This window comes from Winogradskyella marincola (genome assembly GCF_029624125.1).
Taxonomy (GTDB): Bacteria; Bacteroidota; Bacteroidia; order Flavobacteriales; family Flavobacteriaceae; genus Winogradskyella; species Winogradskyella marincola.
Genome location: NZ_JARSBN010000003.1, coordinates 300,722 through 324,215 on the forward strand (window position 1 = coordinate 300,722; position 23,494 = coordinate 324,215).

Sequence of the window (23,494 nt, forward strand, 5' to 3'; positions counted from 1 at the left end):
TTAACAAGTAATCGAATTTTTATTTTGATAGAATAATCAAAACCACAAAATTTGAATGCTCTTTTAGTGAAATTTTAAAAAACACATGTGAAGCTAGTATATATAGCAAATAAAATTAACGGAACATCTGGTATTCAGCGAATGATAGCTTTTCAGATTAATTATTTTATTGAAAACTATGATTATGAGATAGACCTAATTCTATTAGAGCAAAATGAGATTGAGGATAAGAACTTTTTTGAGCTCAATGAAAATGTTAGTTTACATTATTTAAAAAGAGCTACTACTAATGTAAAAAGTATTTATGCTAAGATAAAAGCCCTTAATATCACGCTAAAAAAAATTAAACCACAGATTGTTGTTGCTTGCGAAAGTGATATGTTTAGTTTGTATTTACCGCGATTTATTAAAGGAAACTTCAAACTAATTTATCAAAGACACGATACAAAAAAACTCAATTTTGAGGGTGTTAATAATACAGCAAAAGCAAAAGTTTTAAATAAAGTAAAAAAGAGATTACTGGCAAGAGCAGGTAGGCATTACGATAAGTTTGTGCTATTGTCAGAAGCACATCGCGTGGATTGGTTAAGGGTAAAAAATATTGAAATAATAAATAATCCCGTAATAATCAATACTGAAAAAAGAATTGCTAAATTAGAGAATAAGCAAGTATTAGCCATAGGCAGACATGATCCTATAAAAGGGTTTGATATGTTGCTAAAGTGCTGGAAAAAAGTAGCGGAAAAACATCCTGAGTGGAAACTTATAATTGTTGGAAAGGCTACTCATAATCTAGATCTCTTAAAATTAGCTGAAAAATTAAATATTACAGATAGTGTTACTTTTAAAGGACATACAAAAGATGTCTCTAGTATCTATTTAGACTCATCAATTCTTTTATGTAGTTCCAGGATAGAGGCTTTTCCTTTGGTGGTGATGGAGGCAATGTCGTTTGGCATTCCTGTTGTGTCTTTTGATTGTGATTATGGTCCAAGGGAGATAATTTCGCATGCTGTAGATGGTATTCTGGTGCCTCAAAACAATATTGATATATTGGCGGATTCTACATGCCATCTAATAAAAGATGAACACATTAGAAAAGAGATGGGTAAAATGGCAAGTAAAAACATTGAGAGGTTTTCTGTTGAAAAAATAATGAACCAATGGAAAGCGCTTTTTGAGGAACTTGTTATAAAATAGTTTGGTTTAACGTATTTATAACAAAATCGACCTTTTCTTGCTTCGTCATTCATTGTATTTTTACAAAAACAAATTTTAGCAATTATGACGCATTTAAAAGTAGGTGATAAAGCACCAAATTTTTCAGCAAAAGATCAAGATGGAAATACCATTTCCTTGTCAGATTATAATGGAAAAAAGTTAGTTGTTTTTTTCTATCCAAAAGCAAGTACACCTGGTTGTACTGCGGAAGCTTGTAATCTTAATGACAACTATGAACGCTTTAAATCTAAAGGCTATGAGATATTAGGTGTAAGTGCAGACAGTGCTAAGCGTCAATCTAACTTTAAAAATAAATATGGTTTTCAGTACCCTTTATTAGCAGATGAAGATAAATCTGTTATTGAAGCTTTTGGTGTTTGGGGACCAAAAAAGTTTATGGGAAGAGAGTACGATGGTATTCATAGAACCACATTTGTAATTGATGAAAACGGTATATTAGAAGATGTAATTACCAAGGTGAAAACCAAAGCACATACAGATCAAATTTTGAGTGAATAACTCAAAAAAAGATTATAAAAAAAAGCGACCTTTCGGTTACTGAGCGTAGTCGAAGTAGGTCGCTTTTTTTATGCTTTATTGTTTTTTACTTGTGCATTACTTCTTCAGATTCGCAGCCAAATAAACTCTTTTCTTTTATAAGCTTAGCAACACCTTCTGGTAGCATTTCTTCCCATCCAGAATCTCCATTTGCTATTTTCTTAAGTACAGTTCTAGAGAAAACAGATAGGTTAGAGGTGTCAAAATCAGTAATATCTACTACTTTTCCGTTGTATTTAAAGAACTTGTATAGTTCTTTCATACGAGGATGAACCTTAAGGTTTTCGCTGTTTGTAATACTTCCATCTTCATTCTGCATTGGGTAAAGATAAACTCTTAGGTCCTTGTAAAATAGTTTTCCGAAGGCTTCCAGAATACCACCACTTAAATGGCGATAGTATTTTTCGTCAAAAATGTCTACTAAATTGTTAACTCCTAAAGCTAATCCCATTCTATTTTTAGAATATTGAGAGAAGTATTCAACAAGTTTATAATACTCCTGAAAATTAGAAATTAAAACGGTTTGCCCTAACGAACAAAGCAATCTTGCTCTGTCCATAAAGTCTTGCTCGTCTATTTCTCCTTCAGCTCTTAGATTAGAAAGTGTAATTTCAAAAATAACCTGAGTATTATCTTTATCTACTTTATTTTCTTTTACAAACATTTCGTATGATTTCTCATACATGTCCATGTTTACTTTAGTTACAGGTCTAAAGCTACCTCTTAATGCTAAGATATTTTTCTTATAAAGTACACGAGCAGGTAAAACGTTATTTCCGTCTGGTGCAAACATTACAGCATCTGTCATTCCGTTTTTAACAAGTTGTAAGCTCATTAAACGATTATCTACATCATTAAAAACAGGACCAGAGAAATTAATAGTGTCAATCTCTAATTGATCTTTATCTAAATGATCGTATAAGTATCTAAGTAATTTTCTAGGTTGATTGTACTTGTAAAAAGCACCATAAATTAAGTTAGTACCTAATTTACCAAGTGTTTCTTGCTGTAATCTAGCATCGTTTTCTTTAAATCTTATATGAAGTACAATTTCATTGTATTCGCCTTCTGGCTTTACCTGAAATTTAATACCAACCCAACCATGACCTTTATATTTTTTTGCAAAGTCAATAGTAGCTACAGTATTGGCATAAGAGAAGAAAATTTTGTTAGGATTATCATCTCTAGGAATACGCTCTTCCATTAAGTTAACTTCGTGAATAAGCATTTTGCGAAGTCTAGCTTCTGTTACGTAACGCTTATCATCCTCAATACCATAAATAGCATCACTAAAGTGCTTATCATAGGCAGACATAGCCTTGGCAATAGTGCCAGAAGCACCACCTGCTCTAAAAAACTGACGCACAGTTTCTTGTCCTGCACCAATCTCTGCAAATGTGCCGTAAATGTCTTTATTAAGGTTAATACGTAAGGCTTTGTCTTTTAATGAAGGAATATTTTCTATTTCAAAGTCGCCTTTATACGTTATTTCTTCCATAGATATTGGGATTACATCGTTTTCGCAAAGGTATTAATTTACTATTGCAAACAAAAAAATAACCTTATTTTTGTTTCAAACTTAACACCTTTTGAAAGTAACATTTTTAGGTACTGGAACATCGCAAGGAATACCAATAATAGGTAGTACACATCCTGTTTGTTTGAGTGACAATCCCAAAGACAAGCGATTGCGAGTTTCTGTTCTGGTAGAATGGGATGAATATACTTATGTAATAGACTGCGGTCCGGATTTTAGGCAACAAATGCTCAAAGCAAATGTTTCTAAAATTGATGGCGTTATTTTTACTCACGAGCATGCAGATCATACTATGGGTTTAGATGATATTAGACCATTCTTCTTTAAACAAGGCGATATAGATCTATATGCACACAAGCGAGTTTTTAAGGCGTTACAAAAGCGGTTCGACTATATTTTTACGACTAAAGAAAAATATCCTGGCGTGCCAAGTGTAACGCAGCATGTTATAAAAAATAAACCATTTCAGTTAGGAAATCTAAAAGTTGTACCAATCGATGGATTGCACTATAAGCTACAGGTTTTTGGGTTTAGGTTTAAAGATTTTGCTTACTTAACAGATATGAAAACTGTTGAAGATAAAGAAATAGAAAAGTTACAAAACTTAGAAGTACTGGTTGTAAATGCACTTAGAGAAGAGCCACATATGTCTCATTTTAATCTAGAAGAGGCGCTTAGTTTTATAAAAAAAGTAAATCCAAAAAAAGCATTTTTAACACATATAAGTCATCATATGGGATTTCATGATGACGTACAACAAAAGTTGCCAGAGAACGTTTTTTTGGCATATGATAATTTAAAAATCAATATTTAAAATAGAGTTATGAAGAGTAGAATTTTTATGTACTTGTTTATTTTTTCAGCATTAGCATTCGTATTTCAATATGTGAATTCTAAAAATATTTTAGACAAGTATGAAAAAGATATAAAAACGTTTAAAGCGACCATTGAAACTCAAGAAAAAACGATAACTCAGTTAGAGGATCAAAATTTTGAGCTTACTTATTTTAATATTGAAAGAAATGACAACGCTTTGGATTATTTTATAGCTCAAGGGTATGATACTGATAAGCTGATAACTGCAATTACAGAAGGGTTATATAAAATGAACGATTATGAAGGGGAGGAGCATCCAATTGTACCTTTTGTGTCTATGACAGGTTCTAAATTGTTAATCAACAAAATAAGAATAGTAAATCACAAATGGATATTAGCCAACTTTACAGATGGAGAATATTGGGGCGAAATATTCATAAAATATGATATTGATGAAAATAACGACCTTAAATATAACTTGGTTGAGTATTTTATGTATCCGAAAATAGGCTAGAGGTAGTCTTTAAGCCAATCTCTAAAATCGTAAAAGTTTTGAGGTGCAACACCATGCCCAACAGGATATTCTTTATAAACATGATTAATGTTTAAATTCTTAAGGTATTCTGGTGTTTTTCTTGCCCAATCTACAGGTATTACTTGGTCTGCATAGCCATGAGAACTAAAAATGTTTAAGTGCGATACTTTGTTTTTGTCAATACTTTCTGGTAAAATATCTTCATTAAGATAACCACTAAGTGCAACAACATTTTTTAATTTTTCAGGATAATTCATTGCCACAGATAAACTTAAAATAGTGCCTTGACTAAAGCCTAACAGAGTAACGTTATCTTTGTTTACAGAATAAGCGTCACAAGCATAATCTATAAAGTTGGCAATTAAATCTACCGATTGTCTTGCTTGTACGTTGTCGCTCCACTTTCCTTTTTCTGCATCAAAATTTATAGCATACCAAGCATTTCCGTAAGGTTGCATGGCATATGGCGCTCTCAAAGAAATAACAAATAGTTCTTCTGGTAATTCTGAAGCAAAAGAGAATAAATCGTTTTCATCGCTTCCATAACCATGGCACATAATAAGTAAAGGTGCATTTTCTTTTAAAGAGCTTGGTCTTTTTATATAATGTAGATCTGTGGTCATTTTTCTGTTATTTTAGGTTTTTAAACCAATCTTGAAAATACTGTCCTAATACAGGAAGTAATTTATACTCTCCAATAATAGCATATATTAAACAATAGAGCCAGGAAACAAAAGTTACAAACCATAGCGCTGTTCCAAACCAAGAGTTAACGTGTTTTTCACATACATTAGAAAAAACCAGCATTATGATTAAGCCAATCATTTGTCTGGCATGAAAAAAGATATAAGGATTCTTTTTTTCTAGATTTAGAGAAATAGCAATAATTAAACCAAGTGGAGTTATGTAACCGACGGCTGCTAAGGTTTTTCCGTCTTTAATGTCTGAGTTTACCATTATTTAATAACCACTTTATTATTAGCAATAACTCCGTAAACATTTCCTTTTAGTTCCATGCCAAGAAAAGCACTGTTTTTAGATTTTGAAGTTATGTTTTCTTTGCTAAACTGAAATTTACTGTCTGGATTAAACAAGCTTAAATTAGCAGCTTCTCCAATATTTACAGTAGTTTCAGAAATACCAAATCTAGATTTTCCATTCGTAAGAATACTTATGGCTTTCTTAGTTGTAAACACAGTTTGTAATGCACCAAAAGCAGACTCTAAGCCAATACTACCATATTTTGCATGGTCAAACTCTACTTTTTTATGTTCAATATCAATAGGGTTGTGGTCAGATGTTACCATATCAATAGTGCCGTCTTTTAATCCTTCAATTAAAGCATCGCAATCACTCTGTGTTCTTAGTGGAGGTAAAACCTTGTATCTGGTATCAAATCCTTCTAGACTATCGTCTGTTAGCACCAAATTGTGCACAGCTACACTGCATGTTACATTAAGCTTTTTAGCCTTTGCTTCTCTAATAAGTTCTACAGATTTAGCAGTAGATATCGTTGGTATATGTAGTTTTCCTTCTGTGTATTCTAAAAGGAATAAATCTCTGGCAACTTGCAATTCTTCTGCCAAACCAGGATTTCCTTTTAATCCTAAGCGTGTACTATTTATGTTTTCGTTAACCACACCAAGACCAGAAATCTTTGATTCTTGTGGAAAAGACAACACTAAACCATCGAAATTACTGGCATATTGCAAGGCAATTTTCAAAAGGTTAGGATTAGAGATTGGTTTTTGATAATCGTAGAATGCTACTGCTCCTGCGTTTTTCATATCAAACAACTCTGCCAAATCTGTACTATTGCTAGCTTTTGTTAAAGCTCCAATAGGATAGAGGCTAGTGGCTTTGTTTTGGGCTTTTGCTCTTACTAAAGTAATATCAGCAAAGCTATCGATTACAGGATTAGAATTTGCGTTTAGTGCTATGGCTGTAAAACCAGATTCCGCAGCAGTTTTAAGTCCGTTTTCTATGGTTTCGCGCTCTTCATAACCTGGTTCTCCAAAAGAAACACTACTGTCAAACCAACCTTGAGAAACATGGAGGTTATCTAGTTTAATTTCTTTGTAATTATCAGGATTAGAAATGCCTTTAGAAATCTTAGAAATGCGTCCTTTTTCAATTAAAATATCTACTGTTTCGTTATGAAATTCACTTTTAGAATCAACGATAGTGGCAGATTTTATGAGTACGTTCATTTAAGATATTTTAGGAGAAGTATCTCTATTATTAAAAATACTAGCGCAAAAATAACAAACCATTTCCATAGTGCATTAATAGTTGAGCTACTTTTTATGTCGTTTATTGTAGTTGCTAAACTTTCATTTACCGAAACATTTGTGTTGCGCTTTAAGTCTAAATAATTTAAGTCGCTTTCTGTTCTATTGTAATTAAAACTTAGGTTTTGCAGTATTTTAGATTCATTTTTTACATTAAAGATACCAGCATTTACAGGGTAATCAATAGTTTCTAAAACCACAGTTTTACTATACGTTTTTTGTAGCGGAATTACAGTATTCTCATCTGTACCAAGTGTTAAGATATCATCTTGTCCAAGCACAGCATTTATAGCAATTGAATTTGGTTGACCTATAGAGTAATAGAGTTGTGGTAGCTTTAAACTTTGCTTACCTATATTATATAGTACAGGAACTATTAAAGGTGAATTTTTAAAGTTAGAGTTGTCATCATTTAAGGCGCTTGAAAAAGCATAAATTCCATCAGATCCAACCAAAAAAGCGTTGCCGTCTTCATATGATAAAACACTATTTGCATTGGAAGAAAAACTATATGAAGTTTCTACTTTTGGATACTGAAAATTACTAACTTTAGAATAAAAGGCATTGGCTAAAAGCGGATGATTATAGTTAATGGTTGTGATACGTTTTTGTTGATTGATTAAAGAATTGTATTGAGGTGTGTTAGAGTTGTTAAATAGCTGATTATAAGTGTTTAAATTTATTTCTTTTGAAGGCATAGTTAAGATGTGTCCTCCATCATCTTTAAACGACACAAGAGCTGTTCTTAGAGCATCAGATATGCTTTCTAATTCATTTAAAACAATTAGATTTTGATCTGGAATAATATTGAAATTAAGATTGTTTACTTTAAAAGAATTATACTCAAATTCATCATTTGTATAGATGCGTTTTAAGAAATTGTCAGCAGTATTTTCGTTTATGGCAAGAACCTTAATTTTTGGTTTAGAATTTATATTAAAATAAAAGCTATTATCGTATTGCAAACCTGCATCTTCAATAACTAATTTTCCATTAATTACGGCATTGTTAGAAACCGAAAATGTAGCTTCAGAATTTTTACTAATATCTACAGCATTTTTTGCTAATAAAACGTCATCATTAAATAAGGAAACTGTAGTATTCTCAATAACTTCACCTTGATTTGATAGTTTTACATTTAAGTCTAAAGTTTCAGAATTAGAATTCGCAACATAAACACTATCAATACTCACATTAGAAACTAATGCAGATTTTGGTTGAACTAACTTAAGGTTAATCGTACTGTCGGTTTCAAACGTAACAGGATTGTCTTTCTGCTGAAAATCTGAAATTAGAATAAGGTTTTTGGAAGACGATTTATCTTTAGAAAACAATTCTTTTCCTTTAATAAAAAGGGCATCATAATTTAGTTGAGTAGGCGAGTGCTCTAATTGAATTAAATCATTTTTTAAAGCCTTTAAGCTTGTGTTTCTAAAGGTTTGCGTATTAGTAAACAGACTTATTTTTTCATCCTCAGGAAAGTTGTCTATCATATCCTGAATAGCCTCATTTAATAGACTTCCGTTTTTGCCAGTAGCCTGCATACTGTATGAATTATCCAGATACACAACGGTTTCTTGTGTTTCATTAAAATCTTCAGTATTTGGTATAAATGGTTGTGCAAACGCAATAATGGCGCAAGCTAACAACAACATTCTGGTAAGTAATGTCAGCCACTTTTTTAGTTGAGAGCTTTTGCGGGTTTGTAGTTTTACGGCTTTTAGGAATTTGACGTTAGTAAACTGTACTTTCTGAAAACGACGTAACTGAAATAGATGAATAAGTATAGGAACTATCAGTAAAAAAAGTGCGTAAAGTAATTCGGGATGTTTAAACTGCATTCCTAGTGTTCAATTTTTTAAGTTAAATTATTTCTGGAGAACAAATTTATCATTTTCTAATAACCAGATTCTTATATTTCCTGTAGGTTTATAAAAGCCAACAGATGCGTCATATTCGTAATAATTATGTGATAGTTCCTTGGTTTCATAATTGTATTGTAAATTAATTCTACCAACTCTAGGTGCACCAATATGTAAATATTTCTCACCATCAAAGAAAGAATCACATAAGACTATTTCTTCATCTTTAATCTTATAAACTCTGGCTAAGCTATGATGACGTCCACCACCATGAGTTCCCCAACCTAGTAGCAGATAATAAGATTCATCTTTTATGCTAATATCATGAATATCATAGATTATAACATCAGTAGGTTCTCCGGTTTCTTGTTCAATACCAGAGTCTAATCTTTTATATTTTATCTTTCCAGATTTGGTTTTAAATTGAAGATAAGACGCATTATCATGCCAGCTTCCGCCACTAATTCTATCCCAACTGTAGGTTTTTACTAAGCTATCAGATGATGTTTCTATAGAAATGTATTCAGATAATTTTTTAAAAGGGTTGTAAAAACTTGTTGTGTCAGCTAATTTGGATACCAGTCTTTCTTCAACAATTGGCGCAATACAATAAGCCATCTCAGTATCAACAGAATATAAAGTTTCAAAGATTGAAGAATAGTAATCGTCCGTAAAGTTAGATTCACTTTCTTGTCCATGAGAATTACTTGCAAAAGCAAATAAAAGCATAATTAAGAGTGGAGCTTGTTTCATTTTCTTCATGTATGAGTAACAAATATAGATAACGAAGTCTTATTACTATGATTAGCTTTTGAGAAATTTAACAAAAGAAAAAATAATCAGTCATAGACTGCATTTTTAGCGTTTTGTAATACTGTTTTATGTCTTTTTGTGCGTCTTCATTAGCCACAGTAATAATACTTTGCGGAAGATTGAGTTGTTCTATATGTTTGTATTTTAATAGCTCTTGTCCGTAAATTTCTTTGCCTATTTTCTTTTTGTTATTACAAATCCAATAAAACAAAATATCATTTTCAATTAAGAGCTTAGCTATAGTTTTTCCTTTTTTTCCTGCTCCCCAAACAACTAAAGGCCTTTCGGGTTTATAATCTAGCTCTAAGAAGTAGTGTAATTTTATGTCTAAAAAGTAATTTGCAGCATAATGCTCGTGTGTTCTGGACGTTCGTGTACTGTAATCGCGCCAATGGAGCAGTACTTTATCGCAAGGAATACATTTGTATTTTGCTCTGTAAAACCGAAACGTTAAATCATAATCTTCAGGATAACGATTAGACTCAAAACCTTCACATTCTACAAAATCGTAACGATGTAGCATCCAGCAAGGTGAAGGAATTACACACTCTTTGTAAATTTCAGAATAGTTATTGCCTTTTTCGGTAAGCTCATTAAGCCAACGTTCGTAGCGTGCATAACCATTGCTAATGCCGTCAGTTCTAAAATACTTTACTTGCCCAACAGCAAGATGATGTTTGCCGTGTTTTAAAAGACTGTTCAGCATGACTTCAAGTCTGTTTTTGGTCATTATATCATCACTGTCCATTCTGGTGATGTAAGTGCCTTTAGAGTTGCTAAAGGCTGTTTGGAGTGCTGATATTATACCTTCATGTTTATTGTTGTGTAATTGAATTCTGTCATCATTTTCTGAAAACTTTTCAACAATAGTGTAAGATGCATCATCAGAATGATCATTTACAAAAATAGCTTCCCAATTGCTGTAAGTTTGGCTAATGATAGAAGTAACACATTCAGAAATAAAGGCTTCGGTATTTTTAAAAGGAATTAAAATGCTGATTAATGGCTGAGACATGCTACGAATTTAACAAAACCTTTAGACTTAAAGTGGTAACAGATTGTAGATTTGTGCGTCTTGTAAAAAAATTAAATAAATATTCATGAAGAACTATTTAGCCGTTTTGGGCTTAAGTGTAATTTTGGTAGGTTGTGGTTCAGCCAAGCCAAAAGCAGATGATTTAGCAGTTAATAATCCTATCGAAACTGCTTTAGATTTAACAGCAGTGGTAGATGATAAAGTGCCAGTAACTATTAATCCTGGTCGTTTTACCACAGAAACGGTAACATACAGATTGCCTAGAGTAGTGCAAGGAACATATTCTGTTAGCGATTTCGGAAAGTACATAGAAGGTATGAAAGCTTTAGACTATAAAGGGAATGAGCTTGAAGTAACTAAAGTAGATACCAACACTTGGACAATTGCAGATGCTACCAATTTAGATAAATTAACCTATTACGTTAACGATACTTTTGATATTGAATCTACTGGAGGCATAGGTGGCGAAAACCCATTCTCACCAGCTGGAACAAATATTGAAGAAGACAACTATGTATTAAATCTTCATGGATTTATTGGTTATTTCGATTCTTTAAAAAACAATCAATACGCTTTAGATGTTACTGCGCCAGCAACCTTTGTAAGAACTTCAGCTTTAGAAGACAGAGGTATGAAATCTAGTGCAGACGGAAAGTCTATAACCAGCAGTTATTTTGCACAACGTTATTTTGAAATTACCGACAATCCTATGATGTATGGTAAGCTAGATGTTGAAGAGTTTATGGTTGGTGACATTAAAATTGTGCTAAGTGTATTTTCACCAAACAAAGTGCATACCGCAGCGAGCCAAAAAGAAACGGTTTATAAAATGATGCAGGCGCAAAAGAAATATTTAGGTGAGATTAACAGTACAGCACGTTACGACATCTATTTATACTTATCAGACGGTTCTGATACAGCACCAAAAGGTATGGGAGCTTTAGAGCACCACACGTCTACAGTGGTTGTATTACCAGAATCATCTAGCAAAGAAGGTTTAGCGGCTTCGATTATCGATGTTGTAGCACACGAGTTCTTTCATATTGTAACGCCATTATCGGTACACTCTGAAGATGTACATTATTTCGATTATAACAAGCCAACATTCTCTAAGCATTTATGGATGTACGAAGGTGTAACGGAGTATTTTGCACAACACTTTCAGGTTTATGAAGGTTTAATTGAACCAACAGATTTTTACAATACTATAATGACTAAAATAGCAACATCTAAAAATTTGGATGATGCCATGAGTTTCACAGTAATGAGTGAAAATGTATTAGAAGAGCCATATGCACATAATTACTATAATGTATATATGAAAGGTGCTTTAATCGGTATGTGCATCGATATTTTAATGCGAAAAGAAAGCGATGGTAACAGAAGTATGTTGTCTTTAATGAAAGAATTATCTGCTAAATACGGAAAAGAAAAACCTTTTGATGATGATAAAATCATCGCAGAGATTACTGAAATGACATATCCAAGCGTTGGCGAGTTCTTAAAAACGCATGTAGAAGGTGATGTGCCAATTAACTATAACCAGTTTTTTGAAATGGTTGGTTTAACCATGGGTGAAACTGATGTGCCAACAAACTACATTTTTGCAGGTGGACAAAACATCATTTTTGATGGTGATCCTAACAAAGGTATTTTCTTTTCGCCAATGGCATTACAGAATTCGTTCTGGGCATCTCAAGGAGTACAAGCTGGAGATATCATCAAAAAAGTTAACGGAAAAGATTTAACGCTAGAAAACGCACAGCAAGTTATTGGTGGCATGTATGGTTGGCAAGAAGGCCAGGAGTACAGCTTAGATTTAGAGCGTAATGGCGAAGCTGTTGTTTTAAAAGGAACTTTAGGTAAAGCAACTGCTAAAAGTGAATCTTTAGTAGAAGATGAAAACGCTACTGAAGCACAAAAAGCGTTAAGACAAGCTTGGTTAAAAGGGTAACCAATTCCTGCGTCCACATGCCGCTGAAGCTTTAGCAGAGGCGCAAAGCAGGAATCTCATAATACCAAAAAAAGGCTTCCAATTCGGAAGCTTTTTTTATATGTTAAAGACAATATATATCACTAAAAAGACAAATAAGAACCCGATAATTAAATTAAAACAACCATTAGGGCTATCGTGCGTAAATTCATCAGTTTCGGAACTGTAAATGTATTCTTTGTAAGGGAGTTTGTTAGTGTTAAAAATAAAAGACCACAGTGTTGCGATGAGCCATCTTATTGTTCCACCAATGAAATTCAAAATTGTAAAAAATAGCGTTTCTCCTATAATATCTCCCATATAAGTTTTTTATAAATTTAGTCTAAAGTGGTTAATTTGACTTTATAATTAAGAGATTCCTGCTTTCGTAGGAATTTAAAACCCCTCAAAAACACCCAAACCAAACAATGCAAAATCATACTTCACAGGATCGTTAGGGTCTAACTTGCGTAAATTTGCATCCAATTCCGCTAAGGCTTTAGCATCATTCTGTTTACGTTTTAGTAAGCCTAATTTCCTGGCAACATTACCAGAATGGACATCTAACGGACAACTCAGTTGAGCAGGAGATAGGCTGTCCCAAATACCAAAGTCTACACCTGCATTATCGTTACGTATCATCCAGCGCAAATACATATTAATACGTTTTGCAGCAGACTTTTTAAGAGGATCGCTCACATGCTTTTTGGTACGCTCTAAATGCGGAATCTCAAAAAACAGTTTTTTAAACTCGTGGATACTTTGTTGTAATGAGTTAGGCTCAGCATGTTTTGCAAACACAGCTTCTAAACCATTATGCATTTTATAAATATGTTGCAGACTTTTTATAAACTGTATAAAATCATCACCATTAAATGTTCTGTGTACAAACGACTGCAAAGCCTCTAAATCTGAGTCTTGGTGTTGTGTTACAAACTCGTAAGGTGCGTGGTCTAACAGCACCATCATTTTATTGGCATTGTTAATAATGCTTTTACGATTTCCCCAGGCAATTGTAGCAGTTAAAAACCCAGCAATCTCAATATCCTCTTTTTTAGAAAATTGATGCGGCACTTGTATTGGGTCGCTCTCAATAAATTTTGGATTATTGTACAGGTGGACTTTCTCGTCTAAAAAGGTTTTGAGTTCTGATGTTTTGAGTTTCAACTTTTTTCTGATATATGATGCTTCAAATACAAACTTACAGATGTTATTCTATTTAGCCTAAAGATGATGCTGTATAAAAAAGGATACTTATTATAATTATTTTTAATGACTTATATTGCGATAAATAGTAAAATCTATATAATTGATTTTTCTTTTATGCGAAACACCTACTTTTTATTTGTAATAATTTCATTCTTTCTTGGTGCTTCAGGATTTTCCCAAGATCTACATTTAGCTGAAAGATCCGAAAGAATAATAATAGAGAAAGACTCATCTTTTAAAACAGAAGTTTCAATAATATTTAAGAAGAACGAAAACATACGTATTTATCCTGTTTTTTATGATACCGAACTTGAAAAGGTATATGATTTTGAGCTTTTTGAAATTAAAGGAAAGCGGTTAAAGAAAATAAAAATAAAAGAGATTATTGAAGAAGATGTTAAGTTAGACTATATAACAAGTAAAAAGGTCAAATCTATATTAATACCAGCTGATAAGGATATTAGTTTAAATTATACTATTTCTTGTAAAGAGTTAATGTACTTTACAAGTTTACCTTTTTTTTCATATGATAAAATCGATACACTTTTGTATCATATCGAAGTACCTAATGACTATATATTAAGTCACAATAATATAGATGAAGACTCTTTGTCGTTTTATAAAATAGATTCTACAAAATATGACGATAAATCAATTTGGAAAATAAAAGTTTCTCCAAAAAAGGTTATTCCAGATCCGTTACAGTTTTTCGGAATTTATAAAAATATCAAGGTGCCGTTAATGAGAACATTGGTTTACCCAAACTCTTATAAAAATCAGCCCAAGAAGTATCTTAATGATTGGTATTTAAAGAACTTATCTCCTCAAACAGGATTAAATATTTCTGCGTTAAATAAAATAGACGCGCTAACTATTGGTGTTCAAGACGAAACCAAAATTGTTAATATCCTATATAATTATGTAAGGAGCAATTTTAAATATGTTGCAATAGAGATAGGTATGGGAGCTTTTATTCCATCTCATGTTAATGAGGTTTTTGTGAATAAACAAGGCGATTGTAAAGATTTATCTAATTTTTTATCAGAAGCGTTAAAATATAAGGGTATTAAAAGTAATTTAGCTCTAGCAGCTACTTTTGATCATGTAAGTGATTGTGATTTTCCATCATTGGGCTCAGCTAATCATGTTATTTGTGTGGCTAAAATCGATGGAAAGGAAGTGCTCTTAGATCCTACGGATTCAGTGCATGTGGAGGGAACACCTGTTCAGAGTATACAAGGTCGAACAATATTAATTATTGAACCTTCAGGTGGTGAGTTTTACGACGTAAGTCCATTTGCTCCAGAAAGCAATGAAATTTTATATCGTTTTGATTTAAATTTAAATAGTGATAAAGATATCATTGAAGGAAGTTTTAAAATAAACTATGACGGAATTGCTGGTAACTACCTCAAGCGTATAATAAATACCAAGAAAAAAACGGATTATACAGAGATTTTAAAAACTTATTATGAGGGAATTTTTCGAGATCAAGATATTTCAAACCTTTCAACTGTAAATGATTATAATAAGTTAAGTTTTAATGGAGATATTTCAATTCTAGGGAAGACGTTTAGTGATGATAATAATAAATATCTTTTTTTTGATTTTTTACCGAGACTTTTTGAAACGGAAAATAGGGAAACCTTAATGAGTGGAACCTTTTTAGGGAATAATTTTTCTAAGAGGATACTTCTTAAAATTACTTTAGACGAACAAATTGAAGGCTTTAAACCAGTAAGTCATGAATTTGAGGAAGAGGGAGTGTCTTTAAAATTTGAAATTAATTCAATTTCGTCTAAGGAAATTGAACTCAAATATAACTTTGTCTTTGATTACGTTTTTATAGATAATAAAAATGTTGATTTTACTAATAAAATTATAACAGAATTTAATAGCATTATTAATGAGCCATTTGTTTTCAAAAAGAGCAAAAACTAGCTTGCTAGTTTTTTGTTTTAGCGTCTTACTATTTAGCATAGCAGCTTCCTTTCCTTTAATAAATGAAGACCCCTTTTTAAAAGTGTGCGAAAAATCAGATGCATACTATTTACATTCCTTCAAGGATGTTACCTATGTGAAAAATTGGGCTACGTACAAACGATATGTTGTTATAAATAATAAGTTGGTTGTAAACACAATAAAAGGGGTAGAGGATTATGCTTTTTTAAAATTAGATGAATATGTGAGTAATCATTTGAAAAGTATCAAGATAAGAACATTAAAAGCTGATGGTACAATTGTAGAATTAGATTCTAGTCTAGTTTTTAGTCAAAAATCTGATAACAAAAAATTTGGACCTATTAGTTACCCAATACCAAGTGTAGAGCCAGGTGACACAATAGAAACAGACTATGTTTATTATGAGAATTTAAAAGGGTATGAGTTAATGGATTATGTTGACTTTAACTCAATATTGCCAAGTATTAATTCACAGTATACAATTAAAACAGGACAAGATCTACAGGTAAGGTATAAGACTTATAATGAATTTCCAAAACCAAAAGTAATTGCTAACGATACATTGGTTTACTTACAATTTTCTAAGGACTCAATTAAAAGTTTAATGAGTAATGATTATAACTGTTTACCATGTGAAAAACCATATTTTTATTATACCCTAGAAAAAAAGGAAAGTGAATTAAGAACATGGAAAGATGTTTATAATGAAGAATTTAATTTTCTTACTCAACCTATGGCTTTGGATTATGAAAATTCATCATATTACAAAAGATGGAAAAAAAGAGTAATAGGAGAAGCTAAGGATAGTACCAAGTATTACAAGTTTAATCTACTCCATAAAGAAGTACTAAAAACCATAGATTTAGAACCTCTAAAAGATGGGCACGAGCTTATAAAATCTAGTGGCTATTTTTTAAAGGAGGAAAGATTTGACCCTTTAAGTATTAGGAGGTTTTACAGGCAAATTTTAGAAGATTTGAATATTAAATATTGGGCTGTCTTTGCGCGCGAAAAACGATTAGGTCCAATTGATGTAAATTTAATTAGAAAAGGTGAGTTTGCGCATGTATTTTTTGCTATTGAAAATGAAAAAGGACATTTAAAATTTCTTTATCCTCATGAAGAAAATTATAAGTATTTAATTGATGAAATACCTACCTCCTTGTATGATACACGTGCAGTATTGGTAAAGCCTATTAATATTGGTGAAGTAAAAAAGAAAGATAAGTTTATAAATAGAGACTTAAAGTTGGCCGAAGTAGATTCAGTAGCTATAGAAGTAATCAACTTACCTAGCATGAACTCTAACTATAATTATATTAGACAAACTCTTTTTAGTAAAGTAGATTTAGAGGCAAAAAGAACAGATTTAAAATATAGGTTAAAGGTGTCTGGAGGTACATCAACAGATTTGAGATCTTTTTTTGAAATGTTAAATAATAATGAAGAAGTAGAAGAGTATTATGATGCGCTTTGGGAATATGAAGGTGACGATAATACTATACAAATAGACTCGGTGTTGAATAGAATGCAAAACGGTGAAAAACCATTTGGTTTTGTTTTTGATGCTAAAGGCACCCTAAATAATGTAGTTAAATTTGTTAATGATAGCCTTGTTAGTATATCATTAGATAAGATAATTAATCATAATCAGATAGAAGATGCTTCTGAAAAGAGTAGATTGAGCTATTACTTAGATTACAGCTATTCAGATCTGTTTATATTAAATGTAGAATTTCCTTGTAAAATAGAGGTTTTGGGTATGGATGATAGCAATGTTAAATATCATAATAATTACAGCGAATATTTTTTTGATGTAAAAGCTGTAAACGAAAATCAGCTAAAAATAATATCTAATTACAAAATATTAGAAAATTATGTTCCAAACAATGATTTAATCGATATAAAAACACTCAATGAGCATTACCGTGATTCAAAAAAAAGAAGATTGTTAGTTAAACTCAAATGGAAATCTTAAAGCTAAAATTTAGACTGCAAAAATAAGGCTTTGTTAAAAATACGTAACGTTAAGTATTGACTTCTTGGTTTAAAAATGCGAAATTGGCAGATAAAGTAATTACGACTTTTAACAAAAAAAATCATAACATATAATCATACTTGAAAATGAAAAAAAAATTAACCTTTCTTTTGTTACTAATATGCCTAACATTAACTTATGGTCAGACAGAGTTTATCAAGGGTGAAGATAATGACGCCAAACAAAAAATAAACTATGTATCAAATACAGCAATACTTGAAAATGGGGATATTATAGTTCTGACGATTGGGAAAAAACAAAGTCAATTATCCTTTAAACAATATCATGCTTTAAGTCATTATGATAAGGATATGAAGCTCATTAAGCAAAAGGATATTTCAAAAGATTTTAAAGGTTCTGTTATGGGTTTCTCAGTAAAGAATAATAAAGTAAATATAATTGTAGCAAGTCCTCATGAATTAAGAATGAAAAGCATAAAAAGATACTTTTGTAACATAGATGATTTTAGTTTCGAAGAACAAACATTGTATGAAAGTAGAACTAAAGAAGCTTCACGTTTATCTTTTAATAAAGACAATTCTATAATGAGTTTAATTATTGGTGATAGGAACGAAAAAGGTTTTTCTGTTGAGCTAAATAAAGCAAAAAAACTTCTACAATATGATAGTGACTTTGAGCTAATGAGTAATATCGAACTTAATGATTTTTATAAAGGCAAAAGAAATATAAATTTTAATGATATTTATTCTCTAGATGATGGTACAATACTTTTATTAGTAAAAAAGTATAAAAATTCTAAACGATCAACATGTACATATGAGATAGTTAGAGTTACCAGAGATTCTCAAGAAGTATTTAAAATTGATACCAAAAGCAAATATGTTGAAGATTTAAAAGCTTTTGTTGATACAAATAATATATTTTTTGCAGGACATTATAGTGAATTTACCAAAGAAGACGAAAAAAAAGGCTTTTACATTTCTAAATTTAATTTGTCAAACCTTAAACAAGAATCAATAAATATTTCACCTTTCGATTCTAGATATAAAGATGATTTAAACAAGCAAATTTTGAGGAAAAAATTTAAGCAATTAAATCATGTAGAAATTAGTGATTTTTTTGTAATCAAAAATTCATACTTTATCATTAATGAAACGACTTATTCTAACACAATGACAGCCGAACAGAGGGGTTTGTCTAATGGGCAAAGCATGACAATATTTTATTATGGTAATATAGGAATTAATAAGTTTGATTTTAACGGTAACCTAATAGATTATGACATCATTTATAAAGAAAAACCAAGCAATTATTTTTTGCCTAGAACTAGTTCAGCAATAAAAGTGAACAAAAATGATAACATATATATTTATTTTAACTCATCAAAAGTGGAGAGTGAAGATGGAGAAATATATAAATATAACGAAGATGCACCATATTTATGTTACGAATTTAAATATGACTACTCAATGAATAAACAGGTTAATTCTCAAGAAGACTTTTTCTTTAGGCATATTAACAGTTTTTTTTACAACAATGATTATTTAATTTTATTAAAGAGCAAAAAAAATAATATTGGTATTCAAAAGATTATTCCTAACTAATTACTTGTTGTTAGATAATACAAAAAGTTTAATGACTAATAGCCATAGTGGATAAAAAGGCTGGAAATTACTATCAAAATGTCTAGTCTTTTTTGCTAATATTATAGTGGAAAGAAAATAGCATTCATCCAACACTGGGTAATCGCTTCACAACCAAAAACCACCCAAAAACTTTTCAAAAAACTTTAATCAAAACTATTCTAGTATTTAATTACATTTGCAATCTCTTAAAAAGAGTGAAGAAGTTTAATTAAAAAAGATTCCTGCCTTCGCAGGAAGTTAATATGAAAGCTGGAATAGTAGGATTACCAAACGTAGGAAAATCGACCTTATTTAACTGTTTATCTAACGCTAAAGCGCAAAGTGCAAACTTTCCGTTTTGTACCATAGAACCAAACATTGGTGTGGTTAATGTACCAGACCCAAGATTAGCAAAACTAGAATCTTTGGTTAATCCAGAGCGTGTAATGCCTGCAACGGTAGAGATTGTAGATATCGCAGGTTTGGTAAAAGGTGCCAGTAAAGGTGAAGGTCTAGGAAACCAGTTCTTGGCCAATATTAGAGAAACCGATGCTATTTTGCACGTATTACGTTGTTTTGATAATGATAATATTGTTCACGTTGATGGTTCTGTAGATCCTATAAGAGATAAGGAAACCATTGACATGGAGCTTCAGCTTAAAGATTTAGAAACGACTGAAAAGAAGTTAGATAAAGTAAAGCGTGCTGCTAAAACTGGTAATAAAGAGGCGCAAGCAGAAGAAGCAGTGCTTTTAAAGATAAAAAACGGTTTAGAATCTGGTGTGTCTGTGAGAGCTTTAGAGTTTTCAGACGAAGATTATGCAGACTACGTAAAGCCACTACAATTTATTACAGACAAACCTGTAATGTATGTGTGTAATGTAGATGAAGGAGCTGCAAACACTGGTAATGCTTATGTGGATAAGGTGAGAGAAGCGGTTAAAGATGAGCACGCAGAAGTATTGGTGTTAGCTGTTGGTACAGAAGCCGATATTAATGAGTTAGAAGATTATGAAGAACGCCAAATGTTCTTAGATGATATAGGATTAGATGAGCCAGGTTCGGCAAAATTAATTAGAGCGGCTTACAAGCTTTTAAATCAGCAAACCTATTTTACAGCTGGTGTAAAAGAAGTAAGAGCGTGGACGGTTAATGTTGGTGCTACTGCGCCACAAGCTGCTGGAGTAATTCATACCGATTTTGAAAAAGGCTTTATTAGAGCAGAAGTTATTGCTTACGATGATTATGTAAGTTTTGGAAGCGAAGCCAAAGTAAAAGAAGCAGGTAAAATGCGTGTAGAAGGGAAGAATTACATTGTTAAAGATGGAGATGTGATGCATTTCTTGTTTAACGTTTAAATTTTCTGAGAAAACAAGAATCTTAAATCATATTTTAGCAACTTAATCTTGTTTTTGTTGAGCAAGCTTTTGTATTTCAGATTCTGAAATCATTAAGTTGCAACAAAAAGGTTATAAAAAGAAGAGTATTTTATGTGACTATATTAGAGTATAAGCGTCTTATACTGTAAAAGAAAAATTATGCCCCAAATAATTGAACAAACTGAGATTGATTCGGATATTGAAACATGTTTCAATTTAGCTCGAGATGTTGATTTCTATAAACAATCTGTAAAAAATAATAGCGAAATTCCTGTTAATGGTAAAATAGCTGGCCTTGTAGAGCAAGGTGATTTTACAACTTGGGAAACCAATCATCTCGGTTTTATGCAGCATCTTACCTTAAAAGTATCTGAGTTAAGTAAACCTTTTTTGTTTGTAGATGAAATGATTGAGGGAGCTTTTAAAGCTTACAGGCACGATCATATTTTTAAAGAACAAAATGGAAAAACCATAATGATAGATAAGCTTTTCTTTGCTTCTAAATATGGTATTTTAGGTAAAATTGTAGATAATCTGGTATTAAAAAAGCACATTAAGGCAGTTATGATTTCCAGAAATGAAATTTTAAAGCAAAAGGCTGAAGAATTGTCTAAGCAATAAAAAAATCTTAAGGTTCTCAACAATAACGGTGCTTTATTGTTAATTACTTTACCAAAAGCGTATTTCATTTTTTAAGCTATAGTCTTATATTAGCGTTCTATCATTAATTTCGTCCTATTTTCTATGTCAGAACAAACAAACTATACTGAAGATAATATTCGTTCACTCGATTGGAAGGAGCACATCAGGATGCGACCTGGTATGTATATCGGAAAATTAGGTGATGGATCGTCTCCAGACGATGGTATTTATATCCTTGTTAAGGAGGTGTTAGATAATTCTATCGATGAGTTTGTAATGGGAGCAGGTAAAACCATTGAAATTTCCATTCAAGGAGATCGAGTTATTGTGCGCGATTATGGTCGTGGTATTCCGTTAGGCAAAGTTGTAGATGTTGTATCTAAGATGAATACTGGTGGTAAGTACGATTCTAAAGCTTTTAAAAAGTCTGTAGGTCTTAATGGTGTAGGTACAAAAGCAGTTAATGCGTTGTCAACCTATTTTAGAGTAGAGTCTACCAGAGACGGAAAATCGGCTTCTGCTGAGTTTGCTTTAGGTGAGTTAACAGATCAGGAATTTTTAGATGATACTTCTAGACGAAAAGGAACCAAAGTAACCTTTGTGCCAGATGATAGCATCTTTAAGAACTATAAATTCAGAAATGAATATGTGGTAAAGATGTTAAAAAACTATGTATATCTAAATCCTGGATTAACCATAGTTTTTAATGGTGAAAAATATTATAGTGAAAATGGTTTAAAGGATTTGCTTTCAGAAAATATCAATGAAAGCGATATACTTTATCCAATAGTTCATCTGCGAGGTGATGATATTGAAATTGCAGTAACACACAGTAAAACGCAGTATAGTGAAGAATACCATTCCTTTGTTAACGGACAAAATACCACACAAGGTGGAACGCATTTAGCGGCATTTAGAGAAGCTGTTGTAAAAACTGTTCGTGAGTTTTATGGTAAAAATTACGATGCATCAGATATTAGAAAATCTATCGTTGCAGCTATTGCAATAAAGGTTATGGAACCTGTTTTTGAGAGTCAGACCAAAACCAAGTTAGGATCTACAGATATGGGAGGCGATTTGCCAACGGTAAGAACCTACATCAATGACTTTGTAAAAACATATCTTGATAATTTTCTTCATAAAAACCCAGAAACAGCAGAGAAGTTGCAACGCAAAATTCTTCAGGCAGAACGCGAACGCAAAGAATTATCTGGAATACGAAAGTTAGCAAAGGATCGTGCAAAGAAAGCTAGTCTTCACAATAAAAAGCTTCGCGATTGTCGTATTCATTTTGGTGATACTAAAAAGGATGGGTATTTAGACACAACATTGTTTATTACCGAGGGAGATTCAGCTTCTGGTAGTATTACAAAATCCAGAGATGTCAATACACAAGCGGTTTTTAGTTTAAAAGGAAAGCCTTTAAATTCTTACGGTTTAAGCAAAAAGATAGTGTATGAAAATGAAGAATTCAATCTTTTGCAAGCTGCTTTAAATATAGAAGAATCAATAGAAGACTTAAGATACAACAACATAGTTATTGCAACAGATGCTGATGTGGATGGTATGCACATTAGATTGTTGTTAATTACGTTTTTCTTACAGTTTTTTCCTGAAGTGATAAAAGAAGGGCATTTGTATATTCTTCAAACTCCATTGTTTAGAGTAAGAAATAAGAAGAAAACAATTTATTGTTATTCAGACGAAGAACGAAAAAATGCGATTGAAGAATTAAAACCAAAGCCAGAAATCACACGATTTAAAGGACTTGGTGAGATTTCTCCAGATGAGTTTAAGCATTTTATTGGTGAAGATATACGTTTAGATCCTGTAATGTTAGACAAAGACATGTCTATTGAAGAGTTACTGTCGTTCTACATGGGAAAAAATACACCAACACGCCAAGAGTTTATTATAGAAAATCTTAAAGTAGAATTGGATGTCGTCGAATAAAAAAGAACAAAAGTATTTGAATTTTTGGCCTTTGCTGCTGATTATTGGGTGGTTGTTTCTGTTAGACTATTCAGACTTTTGGTC

The 23,494-nt window shown here is 31.8% G+C and carries 19 protein-coding genes; 11 read left to right on the top strand and 8 right to left on the bottom strand.

The genetic code is table 11. From position 1 onward, the window contains the following. Nucleotides 1-87: 87 nt before the first annotated feature. Together P7122_RS06975 and bcp are read left to right on the top strand one after the other, a co-directional pair. Complete coding sequence (locus P7122_RS06975) at nucleotides 88-1,200, top strand: glycosyltransferase (protein WP_278005061.1); 1,113 nt, start codon at nucleotides 88-90, stop codon at nucleotides 1,198-1,200. A gap of 84 nt (nucleotides 1,201-1,284) precedes the next feature. After that, a complete protein-coding gene (bcp, locus tag P7122_RS06980; RefSeq protein WP_278005062.1) occupies nucleotides 1,285-1,740 on the top strand; it encodes a thioredoxin-dependent thiol peroxidase in 456 nt (151 codons plus the stop codon). Nucleotides 1,741-1,825: 85 nt separating this feature from the next. Here the strand turns inward: bcp and P7122_RS06985 are convergent, their stop codons facing one another. Continuing rightward, entirely contained in the window at nucleotides 1,826-3,277 is a 1,452-nt protein-coding gene (locus tag P7122_RS06985; RefSeq protein WP_278005063.1) for a TonB-dependent receptor, read from the bottom strand. Between the two features lie 91 nt (nucleotides 3,278-3,368). Here P7122_RS06985 and P7122_RS06990 point away from each other — a divergent pair, with 91 nt between their 5' ends. Both P7122_RS06990 and P7122_RS06995 read left to right on the top strand, forming a co-directional pair. Then, on the top strand, nucleotides 3,369-4,130 hold the full coding sequence (locus P7122_RS06990; RefSeq protein WP_278005064.1) for an MBL fold metallo-hydrolase: 762 nt from the start codon (nucleotides 3,369-3,371) through the stop codon (nucleotides 4,128-4,130). A gap of 9 nt (nucleotides 4,131-4,139) precedes the next feature. Continuing rightward, a complete protein-coding gene (locus P7122_RS06995; protein ID WP_278005065.1) occupies nucleotides 4,140-4,646 on the top strand; it encodes a hydrolase in 507 nt (168 codons plus the stop codon). Here the strand turns inward: P7122_RS06995 and P7122_RS07000 are convergent. The 6 genes from P7122_RS07000 to P7122_RS07025 all read right to left on the bottom strand — a co-directional run bounded on the left by P7122_RS07000 (nucleotide 4,643) and on the right by P7122_RS07025 (nucleotide 10,648). Continuing rightward, nucleotides 4,643-5,290, bottom strand: a complete 648-nt coding sequence (locus P7122_RS07000; protein WP_278005066.1) for an alpha/beta hydrolase — start codon at nucleotides 5,288-5,290, stop codon at nucleotides 4,643-4,645. The two genes, P7122_RS06995 and P7122_RS07000, sit on opposite strands and share 4 nt — an antisense overlap. 7 nt (nucleotides 5,291-5,297) lie before the next feature. Beyond that, the gene (locus tag P7122_RS07005) at nucleotides 5,298-5,624 is read right to left on the bottom strand and encodes a hypothetical protein (RefSeq protein ID WP_278005067.1); all 327 of its coding nucleotides are present in this window, start codon (nucleotides 5,622-5,624) and stop codon (nucleotides 5,298-5,300) included. Further along, the gene (locus P7122_RS07010; RefSeq protein WP_278005068.1) at nucleotides 5,624-6,877 is read right to left on the bottom strand and encodes a dihydroorotase; all 1,254 of its coding nucleotides are present in this window, start codon (nucleotides 6,875-6,877) and stop codon (nucleotides 5,624-5,626) included. Before P7122_RS07010 ends, P7122_RS07005 begins: the two co-directional genes overlap by 1 nt. Beyond that, entirely contained in the window at nucleotides 6,874-8,799 is a 1,926-nt protein-coding gene (locus tag P7122_RS07015; protein ID WP_278005069.1) for a BatA domain-containing protein, read from the bottom strand. Before P7122_RS07015 ends, P7122_RS07010 begins: the two co-directional genes overlap by 4 nt. Before the next feature lie 27 nt (nucleotides 8,800-8,826). Beyond that, the gene (locus P7122_RS07020; RefSeq protein ID WP_278005070.1) at nucleotides 8,827-9,573 is read right to left on the bottom strand and encodes a hypothetical protein; all 747 of its coding nucleotides are present in this window, start codon (nucleotides 9,571-9,573) and stop codon (nucleotides 8,827-8,829) included. Nucleotides 9,574-9,640: 67 nt separating this feature from the next. Beyond that, entirely contained in the window at nucleotides 9,641-10,648 is a 1,008-nt protein-coding gene (locus P7122_RS07025; protein WP_278005071.1) for a glycosyltransferase family 2 protein, read from the bottom strand. 85 nt (nucleotides 10,649-10,733) lie between these two features. On the opposite strand from P7122_RS07025, the gene P7122_RS07030 reads away from it, so the two are divergent. Continuing rightward, a complete protein-coding gene (locus P7122_RS07030) occupies nucleotides 10,734-12,623 on the top strand; it encodes a M61 family metallopeptidase (RefSeq protein ID WP_278005072.1) in 1,890 nt (629 codons plus the stop codon). Between the two features lie 414 nt (nucleotides 12,624-13,037). Here the strand turns inward: P7122_RS07030 and P7122_RS07035 are convergent, their stop codons facing one another. Continuing rightward, the gene (locus P7122_RS07035; protein WP_278005073.1) at nucleotides 13,038-13,808 is read right to left on the bottom strand and encodes a TIGR02757 family protein; all 771 of its coding nucleotides are present in this window, start codon (nucleotides 13,806-13,808) and stop codon (nucleotides 13,038-13,040) included. Nucleotides 13,809-13,913: 105 nt separating this feature from the next. On the opposite strand from P7122_RS07035, the gene P7122_RS07040 reads away from it, so the two are divergent. The 6 genes from P7122_RS07040 (at nucleotide 13,914) to P7122_RS07065 (ending at nucleotide 23,410) form a co-directional block, all read left to right on the top strand. Beyond that, nucleotides 13,914-15,791 carry a transglutaminase domain-containing protein gene (locus P7122_RS07040; RefSeq protein WP_278005074.1) on the top strand — a complete coding sequence of 626 codons (1,878 nt, stop codon included), beginning with the start codon at nucleotides 13,914-13,916 and terminating at the stop codon, nucleotides 15,789-15,791. 82 nt (nucleotides 15,792-15,873) lie between these two features. Then, complete coding sequence (locus tag P7122_RS07045; RefSeq protein ID WP_278005075.1) at nucleotides 15,874-17,790, top strand: DUF3857 domain-containing protein; 1,917 nt, start codon at nucleotides 15,874-15,876, stop codon at nucleotides 17,788-17,790. A 146-nt stretch (nucleotides 17,791-17,936) separates the two neighbouring features. Continuing rightward, complete coding sequence (locus P7122_RS07050) at nucleotides 17,937-19,415, top strand: hypothetical protein (protein WP_278005076.1); 1,479 nt, start codon at nucleotides 17,937-17,939, stop codon at nucleotides 19,413-19,415. 284 nt (nucleotides 19,416-19,699) lie between these two features. Beyond that, a complete protein-coding gene (gene ychF, locus P7122_RS07055; protein WP_278005077.1) occupies nucleotides 19,700-20,794 on the top strand; it encodes a redox-regulated ATPase YchF in 1,095 nt (364 codons plus the stop codon). Nucleotides 20,795-20,974: 180 nt separating this feature from the next. Further along, on the top strand, nucleotides 20,975-21,436 hold the full coding sequence (locus P7122_RS07060) for an SRPBCC family protein (RefSeq protein ID WP_278005078.1): 462 nt from the start codon (nucleotides 20,975-20,977) through the stop codon (nucleotides 21,434-21,436). 123 nt (nucleotides 21,437-21,559) lie between these two features. Beyond that, nucleotides 21,560-23,410 (top strand): DNA topoisomerase IV subunit B, encoded by a 1,851-nt coding sequence (locus P7122_RS07065; protein ID WP_278005079.1) that lies wholly within the window; start codon nucleotides 21,560-21,562, stop codon nucleotides 23,408-23,410. Nucleotides 23,411-23,494 lie beyond the last annotated feature (84 nt).

What these genes read in the sequence shown, in the direction of transcription:
- P7122_RS07015 (WP_278005069.1), bottom strand. Translation starts at nt 8,799, where the DNA reads ATGCAGTTTAAACATCCCGAATTACTTTACGCACTTTTTTTACTGATA.
- bcp (WP_278005062.1), top strand. Translation starts at nt 1,285, where the DNA reads ATGACGCATTTAAAAGTAGGTGATAAAGCACCAAATTTTTCAGCAAAA.
- P7122_RS06985 (WP_278005063.1), bottom strand. Translation starts at nt 3,277, where the DNA reads ATGGAAGAAATAACGTATAAAGGCGACTTTGAAATAGAAAATATTCCT.
- P7122_RS07000 (WP_278005066.1), bottom strand. Translation starts at nt 5,290, where the DNA reads ATGACCACAGATCTACATTATATAAAAAGACCAAGCTCTTTAAAAGAA.
- P7122_RS07025 (WP_278005071.1), bottom strand. Translation starts at nt 10,648, where the DNA reads ATGTCTCAGCCATTAATCAGCATTTTAATTCCTTTTAAAAATACCGAA.
- ychF (WP_278005077.1), top strand. Translation starts at nt 19,700, where the DNA reads ATGAAAGCTGGAATAGTAGGATTACCAAACGTAGGAAAATCGACCTTA.
- P7122_RS07050 (WP_278005076.1), top strand. Translation starts at nt 17,937, where the DNA reads ATGAAAAAAAAATTAACCTTTCTTTTGTTACTAATATGCCTAACATTA.
- P7122_RS07060 (WP_278005078.1), top strand. Translation starts at nt 20,975, where the DNA reads ATGCCCCAAATAATTGAACAAACTGAGATTGATTCGGATATTGAAACA.
- P7122_RS07005 (WP_278005067.1), bottom strand. Translation starts at nt 5,624, where the DNA reads ATGGTAAACTCAGACATTAAAGACGGAAAAACCTTAGCAGCCGTCGGT.
- P7122_RS07010 (WP_278005068.1), bottom strand. Translation starts at nt 6,877, where the DNA reads ATGAACGTACTCATAAAATCTGCCACTATCGTTGATTCTAAAAGTGAA.
- P7122_RS07040 (WP_278005074.1), top strand. Translation starts at nt 13,914, where the DNA reads ATGACTTATATTGCGATAAATAGTAAAATCTATATAATTGATTTTTCT.
- P7122_RS07020 (WP_278005070.1), bottom strand. Translation starts at nt 9,573, where the DNA reads ATGAAACAAGCTCCACTCTTAATTATGCTTTTATTTGCTTTTGCAAGT.
- P7122_RS06995 (WP_278005065.1), top strand. Translation starts at nt 4,140, where the DNA reads ATGAAGAGTAGAATTTTTATGTACTTGTTTATTTTTTCAGCATTAGCA.
- P7122_RS07030 (WP_278005072.1), top strand. Translation starts at nt 10,734, where the DNA reads ATGAAGAACTATTTAGCCGTTTTGGGCTTAAGTGTAATTTTGGTAGGT.
- P7122_RS07065 (WP_278005079.1), top strand. Translation starts at nt 21,560, where the DNA reads ATGTCAGAACAAACAAACTATACTGAAGATAATATTCGTTCACTCGAT.